This window comes from Flavobacterium petrolei, assembly GCF_003314435.2.
Classification (GTDB): Bacteria; Bacteroidota; Bacteroidia; order Flavobacteriales; family Flavobacteriaceae; genus Flavobacterium; species Flavobacterium petrolei.
The window spans coordinates 360,309-375,852 of record NZ_QNVY02000001.1 but is presented as its reverse complement, the minus strand read 5'-3'; the positions used below and the strand labels follow the sequence as shown (position 1 = coordinate 375,852).

Below are 15,544 nucleotides of genomic sequence, written 5' to 3'. Positions count from 1 at the left end.
ATGTTCTTTATGATTTGCCAAATTTCTTTTGGACAAACTCTCGATGAAAAGCTGGTAAAAGGAAAAATCAGGGTAGATTCTGTAGGCGTAAATGGAATAAATATCTTAAATTTAACGAACGGAAAAACAACACAAACAAATAATGCTGGAGAAGGTTTTTATTTATTCTCGGAGGGTTAGATGTCTAAATTAATTACAGTAAAACAATTTCAGATGAAAACTAAAATAAAAATAATGTGCTTCCTTTTCTTTTGCCAACTTTCTTTTGGGCAAATTGAAACTCGAAAGTCACTCCACGGACAATTTGTAAATGAATCCGCTTTGGTAGACAATGGCTATGTTTTTAATTTGAATTCGAAAACAAGAACCTTCATCGGCAATCAAGGTTTTTTTGATATTTTGGCGAAAGCCAAAGATACGTTGCTGGTTTCAAGTCCTTTTTTTAAGTCTAAAAAAATCGTACTTCAAGAAAAGGATTTTTTAAAAACGCTGTTTGTAATCAATTTAGAGGCGCAAACTACACTTTTGAAAGAAGTAATTGTAAAAGGTAAAATGGATATAAAGCCAGCTATCAGTAATTCTCAGTCAATCGTGGATACGCAATTTACGGATGATGCGAAATCTTCACCGATAAACAGAACAATGCCTTCAGATGGAACCATTGAAAACGGAATGGATTTTGTTAGAATATTTAAAATGGTTTCCAAAGTCTTTAAAAAAGATTCGGATGAAAAGGCAGGGTTAAATGCTCAAGCAGATTTTTCTGATGTCGTTTCTAAAGGGTTAGATCGCTATTTTTTTACCAATACCTTGAAGTTGAAAACGGAAGAAATTAGTCTTTTTCTGGATTATTGTGAAAGTGATCCGAAATCAAAAAATCTTTTGAAAGAAGAAGATGAGTTTTTACTAATTGATTTTTTAATCACCAAGAACGAAGAGTTTAAAAGAATTACTACTTTGCAAAAATGAAATCGCCATGATTCCAGAATACAAATATGATTGAAGAATGGCGATACCATTTTCCGATAAAAAACAAATAGAATCTTCGAATGAAAAAAACAATCTTAATCACTTTTTTTGGTTTACTATTTTTAACATTAACTTCTTTTGGTGTACATAAGTTTTATGTGGCTTTGTATCAGGTGAATTACGCTCCTGAAAAGAAAATGCTTCAGATAACGACTCGCATCTTTGTAGATGATTTGAATATTGCAGTTGGAAAAAAGTACAGCAAGAAAATCAATTTAGGTTCAGAAAATGAATCTGTTGATGATATAAATTTTTTGAAAAAATACTTCAGCGAAAAATTTTATATCAAAGTAAATGGTCAGACCAAATCGATACATTTTTTGAGCAAAGAAATGGAAGGTGATGTACTCATTTGTTACTTTAGCATAAAAGAAATTCAAAAAATAAATTCCTTGGAAATCTATAATGCTGTAATCACTGAAGGTAATTCAGAGCAACAAAATATCATGCATTTTAATGTTTCTGGAGTCAAAAACACATTGCTTTTTACGGAATCCACATCCAAGGGAATGTTAAAATATTAATTAATGTAGATGTATCTGCTTAAAATTATTATTTTCACCCATTGAAACAACCAGATTCCCACCTATGAAAAAATTATCTTTATTATTGTTTTTTCCTGCATTGTTATTTGCACAGGAAAAAACAGTGCCGGTAACACCAAAACAAACCGGAAAGTACGACACAAACAAATTTAGTCAAATGTATGATTTGTTAGCCACGCCTAACATGTTTCGTACGGCTTCAGGAGCTCCAGGTCCGGCTTACTACCAACAACAAGCGGATTATAAAATAAATATTGAGCTTGACGATAAGAATTCAAGATTAAGTGGTTCGGAAACCATTACCTATTTTAATAATTCTCCGGACACTTTAGAATATTTATGGGTGCAGTTAGATCAAAATCAAGCTGCTAAAAACTCACAAACACCATTGGCGGAAAGCCAGAGAATGGAGCAGGTTTTTCCAGCGGGAGGTTTTGCTAATAAATTTTTAAAAGAAGAGCAAGAGCGTGGTTTTAACATTGAGTTCGTGAAGGATGTAAAAGGAAACACATTGTCGTATACGATTAATCAAACGATGATGCGTATCAATTTGGCAACGCCAATGAAACCTGGAGAGAAATTTTCTTTTGCAATCAAATGGTCTTACAATATCAACAATTACAGACAAGATGGCGGTCGTTCAGGATATGAATTATTCGAAAAAGACGGAAATAAATTATATGTGATTGCTCAATTCTATCCTAGAATGGCGGTTTATAATGATGTTGAAGGATGGCAGAATATGCAGTTTTGGGGAACAGGAGAATTTACATTGCCTTTTGGAAATTTTGATGTAAATATTACAGTTCCTGCGGATCACGTTATGGAAGCAACAGGTGAGCTTATGAACAGAAGCGAAGTGTTTACTCCGGAACAAGTCAAAAGATATGAACTTGCAATGAAATCCTATGATAATCCGGTTGTTATTGTAACACAAGCGGAAGCTGAAGCAAATGAAAAAGGATTCTCTGATAAGAAGAAAACATGGAAATTCAGCGCTAAGAACGTTAGAGATTTTGGAATTGCCACTTCAAGAAAATTCATTTATGATGCCATGGCGGTTAAATTAAGTGAGAAAACGGTAATGGCAATTTCAGTTTATCCTAAAGAAAGTAATCCTTTATGGGGAGAAACTTCAACAAGAACGGTAGCACATACTTTAAAAAGTTATTCTGCACATACGTTTGATTATCCCTATCCAAAAGCGGTTTCAGTATCTGCAGAAGATCAAGGTATGGAATATCCAATGATTTGCTGGAATTACGGTCGTCCTGACGAAAAAGGAGTAACTAGTGAACGCATAAAAAATGGTATGGTTGGGGTAGTAGTGCATGAAGTAGGACACAATTTCTTTCCCATGATTGTAAACTCTGATGAGCGTCAGTGGTCTTGGATGGATGAAGGTTTGAACACTTTCATGCAATACATGGCTGAGCAGGAAATGGGAACAAATTTCCCTTCAAGTCGTGGTCCTGCGAGCAAAATTGTTCCTTACATGAGCGGTGATCAAAAATTCTTGGAGCCTATTATGTCTAACTCTGAAACAATAGTTCAGTTTGGTGCAAATGCGTATGGTAAGCCAGCGACAGGCTTGAATATTCTTAGAGAAACGATCATGGGAAGAGAATTGTTTGACCATGCGTTTAAAGTATATGCCAACAGATGGAAATTCAAGCATCCTACTCCGGAAGACTTTTTTAGAACGATGGAAGACGCTTCGGCAGTAGATTTAGACTGGTTTTTCAGAGGATGGTTTTACTCCACTGATTTTGTAGATATCGGCGTTAAAGAAGTTAAACAATATTACGTGTCTGAAACGGCTACTAAAGAGCTAAAGGATGCAACGGTAAGAAGAGGACGTTTTGGACAGGAAAAAGGACCTTTCGTATATTTAGTTCCTGGAACTAGCGAAGAATTATCTGCAAAAGAAAAGAAAGCATTAGCAATTGCGGATGTAAATTTATTAGCGGACTATGTAAATAAAAACTTTATAGCGGATGAAAAAACAAAAATAAAATCTCCAAAATACTTTTACGAAGTAGAGTTCAATAAACCTGGAGGAATGTTAATGCCGCTTATTGTTGAGTTAACGTACGAAGATGATACAAAAGAGTCATTCAAATATCCAGCTCAAATTTGGAGAAAAAACAATGATACCGCTAAGAAAGTATATGCGACTGAAAAAGCAATCAAAAAAATCCAAGTGGATCCAAAATTAGAAACTGCTGATATTGATGTGACCAATAATACTTGGCCGAAAGAAGAAGTGAAATCTAAATTTGACTAAAAAATAAAACTTGTAAAAAAGACTCTGAAAAGAGTCTTTTTTTTATGAAAAAATTAAAAGTCAAAGATTCAAAATTTGATATCTTTGTAACAATCAAAAACAAAAAATATGTTTGGTATAGGTGGAGGCGAATTAATTTTTATCATGTTTATAGTGCTTATGCTTTTTGGTTCTGATAAAGTTCCTGAAATAGCCCGTACCATGGGTAAAGCAATGGCGCAATTGAAAAACGCAACGAATGACATTAAAAGTGAAATTCAAAAAGGCGCTGAGGCAAACGGATTCGATGCGAAAACATTGACCGATTTTAGGGGGAATATTACCTCTGAAATCAATAAAGCGAAGGAAAATTTGTTGGGCGATACATCTCAATTTACTGATATAACCGGCAACATTACTTCAGAAATTAATAAAGCCAAAGACAGTTTGTTGGCAGATACAACCGCTCCTATTGAAACTACTAAAGAAGTAATAGAAGATATTACTGGGCCTATAAAACGTCAGATGTAATGGTAGAAAAATTACTTTCATTAGATACGGAATTGTTTGTGTTTTTAAATAGTTTGGGATCAGAAAAATATGATGGTTTGTGGTCATTCATTACTAAACAAAGCAACTGGATTCCTCTTTTTTTACTTTTGCTGTATGTGATTTTCAAAAAACTTGGAGCAAAACAAACACTCTACTTACTGCTATTTGTAGCGGTACTGGTCACCTTTACAGATCAAATGACCAATGTATTCAAAAACGGATTTCAACGCTTGCGACCGTGTAATAATCCTGAAATAAAATCCTTAATTCGCATCGTTCAATTCAGAGGATCTTTTAGTTTTTTCTCGGGTCACGCCTCGAATTCGATGGCTGTTGCAACATTATTATATTTTACTTTAAGACAGTATTTCAAATATTTTTGGCTGTTATTTTTATGGCCTTTCATCTTTGCTTATAGCAGAATTTATCTCGGATTGCATTATCCATTAGACATTTTATCAGGTTATTTATTTGGATTTACCTCGGGTTTTTTGATGTATAAAGTATACAAAATGGTCCAACAAAAGTATTTTCCGTTACGGATAAGGGACTAGGAGCAATTTCCTTCTGTACGCTGTATCCACGCAAAAAGGCGTGGGATGCCGCTCCCATCAGGGCTAGGCAGTTGTTTCGAAAGGAATAGTTGAATTTACAAGACTCTACTCACCGTCAAACCATCGCGAATAGGTAATAAAACAGTTTCTACCCTAGGATCATTTGCCAGCAATTGATTGTATTCCAATAATATTTTTGTGCTCAAATCTTTAGGGTTCAGCGGTTCTAATACTTTACCGCTCCACAAAACATTGTCGGATAATATTATTCCGCCTTTGTTCATTTTTGGAACAATCAATTCAAAATAGTTGAGATAATTCTCTTTATCGGCATCAATGAAAACCAAATCAAATTTTATGTCCAGTGTTGGAATAATGGCAACTGCTTCTCCTAAATGTTGGAAAATTTGTTTTCCCCAGGGGGATTTGTCAAAATGCTTGCGCTGAAAATCAACTAATTCTTCTTTGATGTCAATCGTGTGTAATTGTCCGTTCTCCTGCATACCTTCGCACAAGCACAATGCTGAATATCCGGTATACGTTCCAATTTCCAGAATATTCACAGGTCTAATCAATTTTGACAACATACTCAAAACCCGACCTTGGAAATGCCCGCTCAACATTCGCGGCAACAGAATTTTCTGGTAGGTTTCTTTGTTTAAAGCCGCCAATAAAGGGGGTTCTTTTTCAGAATGTTGCTCGATGTAGTCTTCTAATTCTTGGGAAATGAAATGCATTATTTTAAATTTTTCACAAAATTACAAATAACCAAATTCACAAATAACGAAAACCTCAAAATACTTACTAACTTTGCACCATGGAAATCGATAAAAAAGACATACGAGCCTTATCAAAAGAACAACTGCGTGATTTTTTCGTTGCTAATGACGATAAAGCCTTTCGTGGAAATCAAGTGTATGAATGGTTATGGAGTAAAGGCGCACATAGTTTTGAGGATATGACTAATGTTTCCAAAGGAACACGAACTATGCTGGAAACGCACTTTGTCATCAATCACATCAAAGTGGATACGATGCAGCGCAGTGAGGACGGAACTGTGAAAAATGCGGTTCGTTTACATGATGGTTTGGTGGTCGAATCAGTTTTGATTCCTACAAATACAAGAACAACAGCTTGTGTTTCGAGTCAAGTAGGTTGCAGTTTAGATTGTAACTTTTGCGCTACAGCACGATTAAAAAGAATGCGTAATCTAGAACCAGCTGAAATTTATGATCAGGTAATTGCCATTGATAAAGAAAGCCGTTTGTATTACAATCATCCGTTATCGAATATTGTTTTCATGGGAATGGGCGAACCGCTTATGAACTATAATAATGTGTTGAAAGCAATCGAAATGATTACTTCTCCGGAAGGTTTAGGAATGTCACCTAAACGTATTATGGTTTCGACTTCGGGAGTGCCAAAAATGATTAAGAAATTAGCGGATGATGATGTGAAATTCAAACTTGCCGTTTCACTACACTCGGCAATAGATGAAATTCGTTCTCGAATTATGCCGTTTAGTGCTAATTTTCCTTTGGCAGATTTACGTGAATCATTAGAGTATTGGTACCGAAAAACCAAAAGCAAAATCTCCTACGAGTATGTCGTTTGGAAAGATATCAATGACAATAAAGCTTCCATAGATGCTTTGGTGAAGTTTTGCAAATACGTTCCCTGCAAAGTGAATCTTATCGAGTACAATCCTATTGATGATGGAGAATTTCAACAAGCTTCGGAAGAATCTATAAATGCATACATAAAAGCACTTGAAGCCAGCGGAATTGTGGTGAAAGTTCGTCGTAGCCGCGGAAAAGATATTGACGCTGCTTGCGGGCAACTCGCCAATAAAGAAGCATAAAAAAAAGCATTAAGATATAAAACGTCTTAATGCTTTTTGGTTTAAATACAGCGGCTATTTTTGAAGAGTGATTTCGGTTGTAACGCCATTTATTGTTAGCGTTGCGAGATTGTCGCACACTCCATTTCCAAAATTTAATACTCCCTCAGAATCATTTTTAGTTATAGTAACAACGCCGCCTACTGGAAATGGTAAATTACAAGTCATTACATAACGCAAAGGAGTGGTTATTGTTTTTACTATGATGGTTCCTTCAGGTAAAGTTGTTGTGCTGTTTCCAGTAACCAAAAATACATTGTCATCCCAGATAAGCGGTGTTCCATTTCCCTCAACGGCTTCTTTAACTTTAGTGCCTGTTCTTGTGTAAATTTTACCGTCATCGAAGGTGATTTTCATATCAACAGTAAAAGTCATTACGGGATGAACCTCCGCTAGTAAGGCCGTGCTTTTCAATTCGTAAGTGATTGTTTTGTTTCCTTGAAGAAGTTTATTGTTGTGATAAAAGTCGACAAAAGTATAGGAAATGGTTCTTATGGGACTGGTAAAATCAGTAGAAAAACTAATGATGATTTTTCCTTTTACCAGGTTTCCATTTGGGAGCAAACAACCTGCTGTTCCAAAATCAATTGTTCTAGTCCAAATTCCGTCTGCTAATACTGTTGTTATGGTTGCGCACGTGGGTAAAAAACCTTTTGAAGTGGCACTGGATTTATTGGTTGAATTTTGTTGAGTGGTGTATTGATCCTCGACAATGAATACTACATCATCTATTGCGACATCAATTTTTGATTCATTCGCTACATCCACTGTTGTGAGGACCGGAGACGGATTAGGATCATTATCATCATTATTATTGGAATCACAACTGATAAAAAAACTTAGCATTATAAATGCCATACCTGATAAAATTTTTGTTTTCATGATATAAAATTTTTAATTTATACTAATAATTAAAGGTAATCCAATTGTATTATTTGATTTTATTATATGCTTAAAACAGCGGGGTGATCCTCTAATAATTTTAAAGGTTTTAGAGTTAATAAAACGGTTTCTAACGAATTGGGGAATATTAAGTATTTGTACAGATTTAAAAAACAAAAATTGTTTGTAGGTTATTCAATTTTGCGTTGTCTTTCACATAAAATTAATTAAAAAAATCATTTCAGTTTTAAATTCTATGTTAAAATATATCTTAACTATTTTATTTAAAAGAGTATCTTTGAATTCTAATGAATGTTACTTCACAAATAAAACAGCCTATTTTCGATGAAATGGAACTTTTTGAAAAAAAGTTCTATGAATCGATGACTTCGCAAGTGGCTTTACTGAACAGAATCACGTATTACATCGTCAATAGAAAAGGGAAACAAATGCGTCCTATGTTTGTTTTTCTGACGGCCAAAATGGTTTCTGACGGAATTGTAAATGAACGAACGTATCGTGGAGCGTGTGTTATCGAACTGATTCATACTGCGACTTTGGTTCATGATGATGTAGTGGATGATAGCAACCGCAGAAGAGGTTTTTTCTCGCTAAATGCACTTTGGAAAAATAAAATTGCTGTTTTGGTTGGGGATTATTTATTGTCCAAAGGATTGTTACTTTCTATAGATAATGGAGATTTTGATTTACTCCGAATTATTTCTGTCGCTGTACGCGAAATGAGTGAAGGCGAATTACTTCAAATTGAAAAAGCCCGAAGACTTGACATCACGGAAGAGATTTACTATGAAATCATTCGGAAAAAGACAGCGACTCTTATTGCTGCTTGTTGTGCTCTTGGTGCAAAATCCGTTATCGAAGATGAAGTTCAGGTAGAAAACATGCGGAAATTTGGAGAGCTTATCGGAATGGCTTTTCAAATAAAAGATGATTTATTCGATTATACCGATGAAGCTATTGGGAAACCAACCGGGATTGACATCAAAGAACAAAAAATGACATTGCCTCTTATTCACGTCTTGAATACCTGTACTTCAAAAGAGAAAACATGGCTTATCAATTCCATTAAAAACCATAATAAAGATAAAAAACGTGTCAAAGAAGTTATTGCTTTTGTAAAAAACAATAACGGTTTGCTTTACGCAGAACAAAAAATGGTTGAATTTCAGCAAGAAGCACTTTTATTGCTGGATAATTATACAGACTCGGAGTTTAAAGACGCGCTGATTTTGATGGTAAATTATGTAATTGAAAGAAAAAAATAATTTTTTTTTAAATATTTATCTCTCGTTAACAACTGATTTTACTGATTTTTTTGTTTTTTTTAATTTTAAAATCAAAAAATTTATTTTTAAGATGCAACCTTTTTGCATTGTCAATCGTCTATGCTAATAGAAGTCAGATTCACTATCAAAAATAAATTGCAATCGCAGTGAAAATATTGAAATTGAATTTAGCCATTGCATTTATTTATGAAAGTAATCAACTTACATCAAGAGGAAAATAAATTAATCCTGTTGGCTGTCGAAAATAATCGGCAGGCACAACAGCAGATTTATACCCAGTTTTCTCCAAAAATGTTAAGCGTTTGCCGCCAATATATAAAAGACATTCATCAGGCCGAAGACGTTATGATTACCGCTTTTATGAAAGTGTTTACGAATCTGAAGAATTTTCAACATAAAGGAAGTTTCGAAGGTTGGATTAGAAGAATAATGGTCAACGAATGTATTTCTTTTATCCGAGTTGAGAAAAAGTTGAAATACGTTGAAGACGAAACTTATTTTGAAGAAAGTTTCAATAATACTGAAAGCCAATTCGCAATAGCCGACATTCAATTTTTGATAGACAGTTTGCCAGATGGTTATAAAATGGTTTTCAATTTATATGCTATAGAAGGATTCAAGCATCATGAAATTGCCAGTATGTTAGGGATTAAGGAAGGAACATCAAAATCACAATTGTCACATGCCAGGAAAATGTTGCAAGCACAGCTTAATACCTTAAAAAATTACGAGTATGGAACCGAATAAATTAGAAACACTGTTCAAAGAGCAATTGAATTCTAGGGAGATCAAACCATCAGAAATGGCTTGGAGTAAACTGGATGCAATGCTTACGGCGGCTGACCCGAGCAATAGCGAACAGGCGAAGCAAAAACCAAAAACAAAGTTTCCTTGGTTGTTTATGGCGGCAAGTTTTGTTGGATTTCTATTAATTGGAACAGTTTATTTTGGTCAAAAAGGAAATGCAATTGAATACAAGGAAAATGAGGTTGTTATTCAGAATTCAGTTGCTCCAAAAACTACTGTTGTTCCAGAGAGTACTATAAGACTAATGGAGGAGGAGAAAGGCTTGGTCGACAATGTTGTGTCAAAATCAACTTCTGGACCTAACAAAACTCCAGTTTTAGAAAAAAAATCGATAATCGTTAACAAGAATTCAAATCAAAATCAAGTAGCAGAAGTTTCAATCAATAATCAAAAAACAGAACAAAAATTAATCAAATCACAAGCTAGCAATATTACAGTTGACGAACTGTTAGCAGTTGCAAGAAATCCTTCAAAAAAGGAAAATCAATTAAACCAAAAACCAGTTGTACATGTAAATGCAAGTAATTTACTCTCGCAGGTTGATGAAGAATTAGAGCTTTCCTTTCGAGAAAAAGTAATCAGTAAAGTAATCAAGAATTACCAAACGGTAAAAGTAGCTTTAGCCAATCGTAACTTAGAATAAAAATCATCAATCACCTTTAAAATCAAATTACCATGAGAAATTTTACCATTTACTTAGTAGTACTGTTGTGTTTTTTTGCAAGTAAAATGCTTGGGCAGGAAACATTTGAACAACGAGCAAAAACCATTGCTTCAAAAATTGAAGCCATTACAAAAGAAGAAAAAGCTGCGCTGAAAATAGAAGTCGAGGCAGTTAATAATCAATTAATCAACGGTACAATTACAAGAGAAGAAGCGGAGAGTAAAAAAAAATTATTGGCAGAAGCCAGAGCAATCAACATCGAAGCCAGAGTGGCTGTTGAACAAGAAGCATTGAAAAACTTGGTTCAGGAAAAAGTGGATGATAAAATTAGAACAGTGGATACTTTAAAAATCGACAGAAGAAGGTCTATTAAAATCTATCTTAACGATAAAAAAAGTAAAAACGATACGATAGAAAAATTTGAATCAGAAAGGAGAACAACGTCACAATTTGTTTTTGCAGCAGGATTGAATAATGTGGTAACTAATAAAAGTGTCGAAAAATCAGACTTCAGGTATTTAGGTTCTCATTTTTATGAATTAGGTGTTTCTTATAACAGCAGAATTGCAAAAAACAACAATTTGCTTCATGCTAAATACGGCTTGTCGGTCATGTATAATAATCTTCGTCCTACCGATAATCGCAGTTTTGTAATCAATAATAATCAAACTAATCTTGTTGTTAATCCTATTGATGTCAGTGATTCTCGTTTCAGAAATGTATATTTAGTTGCGCCAGTTCATTTAGAATTTGATTTTTCGGGTAAAAAAACGAAAGAGGACAAGCCATTTTTCAGAACGCATGAAAGTGTTCGTTTTGGAATAGGTGGTTATGCAGGAGTCAATTTGAAATCAAAGCAAATTATCAAATATGATGACAATGATTTGAAAGCTACTGACAGAACCAAAGGGGATTTTAATACCAGTAATTTTATTTATGGTTTGAGTTCTTATATTGGATATAAATCCACGAGTTTGTACTTGAAATATGATTTGAATCCTTTATTTAAAGACAATACAGTGAAACAAAACAATGTTTCTTTAGGACTGCGTTTTGATTTCAATTAGAAATTGTTTTAGTTAGTTTTATACTTTGAGAAGCACTTCGAAAGAAGTGTTTTTTTCATATTAAATAAAACTGTACCTTAAATTATAATTAATCGATTTCTGCGTTAGTTAAAGGAAAAATCATAGAAACCACAGTGCCTTCATTTTTATTCGTTTTAATTTCAAATTTTCCTTTAAATGTTTTTACTATTTTTTCACAAATAAGTATAGCTAGTCCTTGACCTTTTTTTCTCTTTTTTTTAGATTGAAGTTTCTTTTTATGAGTTGGATTTGTGGCTTTGATAATAAATCCATTTCCGAAATCTCGAATAACAATGATATATTCATCATCAATTTTTTTTCCTGAAATAAGGAATTTCGCATAACTCTTTGAGAATTTCAAAGCATTATCGATTAATTCATCTAAAATATAAAAATAATAGTCTTTATTTATTTTCAAATTAACAGCATCGACATCGTACATAATTCTTTTTTTAGCAGTGCTAAGAGGTTTGGAAATTTTTTGTAGTACTTCAAGGAAAATATTCAAAGATTATGTGCAATCCTCTCTTGAGGATATAATGGGTTCAGTTTTAAGTTTTGATGCAATTTTAAATTTCACATTTCTCTTTTTGCGTTTTTTTATATTTAAAAATGTTGAATACAACATATCAAGCTTATCTTTTACATGTTTTTAGATAGTATTCATTTGTTGTTTTTAATATTTTTTGAAATTAATCGCATTTTTTTGTGCATAAAGGCAGCAATATTTTAATAGTTGTGCCTTCATTTTCTTTTGAAACAATAGTGAAAACACCATTTGATTTTTTTATAATAATTTTGCCTAAAAAGAGCCCTAATCCTAATCCTTGCTGCTCTCTTTCTTCCCGATTAAATTGTTGAGCAGCACCTATTTTATTTAATTCCTGTTCACTGAAGCCAATCCCAAAATCCCTAATTACTAATTCATAATATTTATTATTGAACCGTTCTCCAGAAACAATAATGATTTTGCTATTTGAAGAGAATTTTAAGGCATTGTCTATTAATTCAAAAAATATATACTGCAAATGCTCTTCACTGATTTTAATCGCTGCTTTATCAATTTCAAAACTGATTCTTTTTTCTTGATCTTCATGAATTTTAAAAATCTTTTCTTTTGTTTTTAAAAATGAATTTAATATTTCAGAACTTGAATTGTCATTAAATTCAACTGAATTATTTTTAAGATTTTGATAAAGAATTATATTTTGCATGGTTCTATTTAATCGCTCACCTGATAATTTAATCGATTCATAAAATGCGGATATTTCTTTTTTCTCTAGTTTTTCTTGATTTTCAATTAGAAGCTCAATTGGTCCTAAAATTCCATTTAGTGGTGTATTGATTTCATGTAAAAAAACCTTTTTTTTACCCAGATATAAATTACTATGAGAATTCTTTATTTTTTCAAATCGTTCTAGCTTTGATTCTATAATAGATACTAATTCTTTTATTTTGAATGGTTTAGCGATATAGTCATCAGCGCCTTCCAACAAGCACTTTCTCATTAGATTGCTTTCTTTTTTTGCAGTCAAAAAAATAAAGGGTATAGAGTTCAAAGAATTAATATCTTTTATTATTTCAAGTAATGTACTACCATCCATAACTGGCATCATTATGTCACAGATAATTAAGTCTGGTGTCCAATATTCTAATAAGTTTAATGCTTCTTGCCCATTACAGGCAGATTTGACATTGTAATTCTGATAAATAAGTAGTTCGCTAATAGTTTCTCTTAAATTTAATTCGTCATCAACTAAGAGAATTTTAGTTCTGTTCATATGGGAAATTTAATTTTATTGTTGTTCCAAAGTTTTCTTTGCTTTTCAATTCTATTTTACCGTTTAAAAAAACTGTAAATTGTTTTACAATTGTTAAGCCTAGACCGGAACCAATTATGGTACTTGTATTTGAAGCTCTAAAAAAAGAGGTGAAAAGATATTGGATTTCATCTTCGGGAATTCCAATTCCAAAATCAGTTACTTCTATTTCAATTTCGTTCTCTAAATAGGATATGCTTATGAGCGGATTAGGTTTGCCGGCAGAGTATTTAAATGCATTGCTGATTAAGTTTGTTAAAATATGAGTCAATAAAGTTTCATCAGTATGAAAAACTTGTTTTTTGCCCTTTATTTTTATTTGAATCTTTCCCTTCTCAAGCGCTTTATTAAAATAGGTATCAATTACTGTTTTAATATATATATTGAGGTTAATTTTTTTAATTTCTTTTTTAATTTTTTTAGATTCATACTTCCCAAAAATTAAAATATTATTCATTAATTCAGTCATTCGGTCTACTTCTTTTTTTATTCTTGAAGTAATATTTTCAACGGAATTGACTGTTTTTTTATCAAAATGATTTGTTTTAAGATCAATAAGTTCCGCATTAGAATAGATAACAGTCAACGGAGTTCTAAATTGATGTGATGCCATTGCGACAAATCTTGATTTCATTTCATTTAACTCTCTCTCTTTTTTAAGAGCAGTTTTGATTTCTTCTTCGGCTTTAATTCGTTCACTAACATCTCTGCTGGAAGTTTGAACTCCTATAACAATATTCTCTTCATTTAAAATATTTCTTGCGGTGGTTTCTAACCAGATATAAGTGGTATCTTTCTTTCTAAATCTATAAGTTAATATTTTAGGTTTCGAATCATTAATGAAGTCTTTTTGAGCATTGCTTATCCGTTCGTAATCATTTGGATGGACAAAGTCAAAAGCTATTTTATTTAGCATCTCGTCAGGTTCATATCCTAAGATTTCCTTCATAGAATTTGAAACATAGGTATAACTTCCATCAATAGTATGTTGGCAAATTACATCAGAGGTATTATCAGCAATAAATCTAAATTTTTCTTCTGACAGCTCCAGTTGTTTTTCTTTTTCTTTAATTTCGCTGATGTCGATATAGGTTCCAATAATTTTTATGGGTCTGCCTTGTTTGTTTTTTTTTAATAAACCGGAATATTTTACCCAAACAGTATGTCCATCTTTATGAATCATTCTTGCTGTTCCATAATAATTAAGGGATTTTTCAGATATGAAGTTTTCTAAATCTATTGCGATTTGCAGGAAATCTTCAGGATGAGTACTGTTTTTCCAAAATTCAACATCATCTGTGATCTCATCGTTTGTGTAACCTAATATTTTTACCCAATTATAGGAAAAAACATTTTTATTGGTGTGAATAAATAATTCCCACATAGCTTGATTAGAACCTTTCATGTAGAAGTCAAATTTTTCTAAAGTAGCTTCTAATTTTAAAATGGTTTTGTCTTGATTGAGTCGAAGCCCAATATTTTTAGAAACGGTATGTAAGGCATATACTTCTTCATCCAGCCATTTTCTTTCCGTTTTGCAATCATCATAACCAATCCATCCCCAAAAGATATTGTTGGAAAAGATTGGAGTAAATAAATAGGATTTTATGCCTTGCATTTCCATAAGTTCTCGGAAATAATCATTTTTACTATCTTTTACAAGTCCATGAAGAGGTTCGTTTTTTACTAATGTTTCATAAAGTCCTGGGAAAGCATCATAAGTAAGGCCGCTCAGATCTGGACTATCAATGTAAGGTTCAATATCGTTATTGCACCATTCATAGGTATAGTAAAGTTTCAGCCCGTCATTATCATTTCGATTTTTAAAAATATAACATCTGTCAATTTCTTGGGTTTTGCCAATATCAGTAATACAAAAATTTATTGCATCGTCGATTGAATCCTCTTTTAAAAGATGAGTATTCGCTTTTGAAATGCTCAATAAAATATTTTTCATTGATTTACTAATGTTTAAATTACTTAAATTATGTTTTTTATAAAATGAAATAATAAATAAGCCTGATTCCTTTGAAGAAATAAAAAAAAATAAAGGTATTTTAATTTTAATTTTGGAGTAATACAAGTACTTATAATTTAAATAAAAAAATCAATAAGTTAAAATGAAAATAA

General features: G+C 32.5%; 16 protein-coding genes. 11 read left to right on the top strand and 5 right to left on the bottom strand.

The features are described from left to right. The first annotated feature begins 9 nt into the window (after nucleotides 1-9). The 6 genes from DR871_RS16375 to DR871_RS01630 all read left to right on the top strand — a co-directional run bounded on the left by DR871_RS16375 (nucleotide 10) and on the right by DR871_RS01630 (nucleotide 4,946). Nucleotides 10-180, top strand: coding sequence for a hypothetical protein (locus tag DR871_RS16375; RefSeq protein ID WP_165355294.1), 171 nt, complete (start codon nucleotides 10-12; stop codon nucleotides 178-180). A gap of 33 nt (nucleotides 181-213) precedes the next feature. After that, nucleotides 214-969 carry a hypothetical protein gene (locus tag DR871_RS01650; protein WP_129752518.1) on the top strand — a complete coding sequence of 252 codons (756 nt, stop codon included), beginning with the start codon at nucleotides 214-216 and terminating at the stop codon, nucleotides 967-969. Nucleotides 970-1,049: 80 nt separating this feature from the next. Continuing rightward, nucleotides 1,050-1,553 carry a DUF6702 family protein gene (locus tag DR871_RS01645; RefSeq protein WP_113665138.1) on the top strand — a complete coding sequence of 168 codons (504 nt, stop codon included), beginning with the start codon at nucleotides 1,050-1,052 and terminating at the stop codon, nucleotides 1,551-1,553. 64 nt (nucleotides 1,554-1,617) lie between these two features. Beyond that, nucleotides 1,618-3,861 carry a M1 family metallopeptidase gene (locus tag DR871_RS01640; protein ID WP_113665139.1) on the top strand — a complete coding sequence of 748 codons (2,244 nt, stop codon included), beginning with the start codon at nucleotides 1,618-1,620 and terminating at the stop codon, nucleotides 3,859-3,861. A 108-nt stretch (nucleotides 3,862-3,969) separates the two neighbouring features. Then, the gene (locus DR871_RS01635) at nucleotides 3,970-4,371 is read left to right on the top strand and encodes a twin-arginine translocase TatA/TatE family subunit (protein WP_113665140.1); all 402 of its coding nucleotides are present in this window, start codon (nucleotides 3,970-3,972) and stop codon (nucleotides 4,369-4,371) included. Further along, nucleotides 4,371-4,946 (top strand): phosphatase PAP2 family protein, encoded by a 576-nt coding sequence (locus DR871_RS01630; RefSeq protein ID WP_113665141.1) that lies wholly within the window; start codon nucleotides 4,371-4,373, stop codon nucleotides 4,944-4,946. Before DR871_RS01635 ends, DR871_RS01630 begins: the two co-directional genes overlap by 1 nt. A gap of 95 nt (nucleotides 4,947-5,041) precedes the next feature. Here DR871_RS01630 and DR871_RS01625 read toward each other — a convergent pair whose 3' ends face one another. Further along, complete coding sequence (locus DR871_RS01625) at nucleotides 5,042-5,683, bottom strand: O-methyltransferase (protein ID WP_113665142.1); 642 nt, start codon at nucleotides 5,681-5,683, stop codon at nucleotides 5,042-5,044. A gap of 80 nt (nucleotides 5,684-5,763) precedes the next feature. Between DR871_RS01625 and rlmN the strand changes: the two genes are divergently transcribed. Further along, nucleotides 5,764-6,807, top strand: a complete 1,044-nt coding sequence (rlmN, locus tag DR871_RS01620) for a 23S rRNA (adenine(2503)-C(2))-methyltransferase RlmN (RefSeq protein WP_113665143.1) — start codon at nucleotides 5,764-5,766, stop codon at nucleotides 6,805-6,807. Between the two features lie 54 nt (nucleotides 6,808-6,861). Here the strand turns inward: rlmN and DR871_RS01615 are convergent, their stop codons facing one another. After that, nucleotides 6,862-7,728, bottom strand: a complete 867-nt coding sequence (locus DR871_RS01615) for a hypothetical protein (protein ID WP_113665144.1) — start codon at nucleotides 7,726-7,728, stop codon at nucleotides 6,862-6,864. 308 nt (nucleotides 7,729-8,036) lie between these two features. On the opposite strand from DR871_RS01615, the gene DR871_RS01610 reads away from it, so the two are divergent. From DR871_RS01610 to DR871_RS01595, 4 genes are all read left to right on the top strand, one after another. After that, nucleotides 8,037-9,014: a polyprenyl synthetase family protein gene (locus DR871_RS01610; RefSeq protein WP_113665145.1), complete on the top strand. Its 978-nt coding sequence runs from the start codon at nucleotides 8,037-8,039 to the stop codon at nucleotides 9,012-9,014. Between the two features lie 207 nt (nucleotides 9,015-9,221). Next, on the top strand, nucleotides 9,222-9,782 hold the full coding sequence (locus tag DR871_RS01605) for an RNA polymerase sigma factor (protein WP_113665146.1): 561 nt from the start codon (nucleotides 9,222-9,224) through the stop codon (nucleotides 9,780-9,782). Beyond that, entirely contained in the window at nucleotides 9,769-10,485 is a 717-nt protein-coding gene (locus DR871_RS01600; RefSeq protein ID WP_113665147.1) for a hypothetical protein, read from the top strand. Before DR871_RS01605 ends, DR871_RS01600 begins: the two co-directional genes overlap by 14 nt. Nucleotides 10,486-10,517: 32 nt before the next feature. Next, a complete protein-coding gene (locus DR871_RS01595; RefSeq protein WP_113665148.1) occupies nucleotides 10,518-11,573 on the top strand; it encodes a hypothetical protein in 1,056 nt (351 codons plus the stop codon). 88 nt (nucleotides 11,574-11,661) lie between these two features. On the opposite strand, the gene DR871_RS01590 is transcribed toward DR871_RS01595, so the two are convergent. From DR871_RS01590 to DR871_RS01580, 3 genes are all read right to left on the bottom strand, one after another. Then, entirely contained in the window at nucleotides 11,662-12,102 is a 441-nt protein-coding gene (locus tag DR871_RS01590; RefSeq protein WP_129752517.1) for an ATP-binding protein, read from the bottom strand. A 184-nt stretch (nucleotides 12,103-12,286) separates the two neighbouring features. Next, nucleotides 12,287-13,375 (bottom strand): ATP-binding response regulator, encoded by a 1,089-nt coding sequence (locus DR871_RS01585; protein ID WP_113665150.1) that lies wholly within the window; start codon nucleotides 13,373-13,375, stop codon nucleotides 12,287-12,289. Beyond that, on the bottom strand, nucleotides 13,362-15,371 hold the full coding sequence (locus DR871_RS01580) for a sensor histidine kinase (protein WP_129752516.1): 2,010 nt from the start codon (nucleotides 15,369-15,371) through the stop codon (nucleotides 13,362-13,364). Before DR871_RS01580 ends, DR871_RS01585 begins: the two co-directional genes overlap by 14 nt. Nucleotides 15,372-15,544 lie beyond the last annotated feature (173 nt).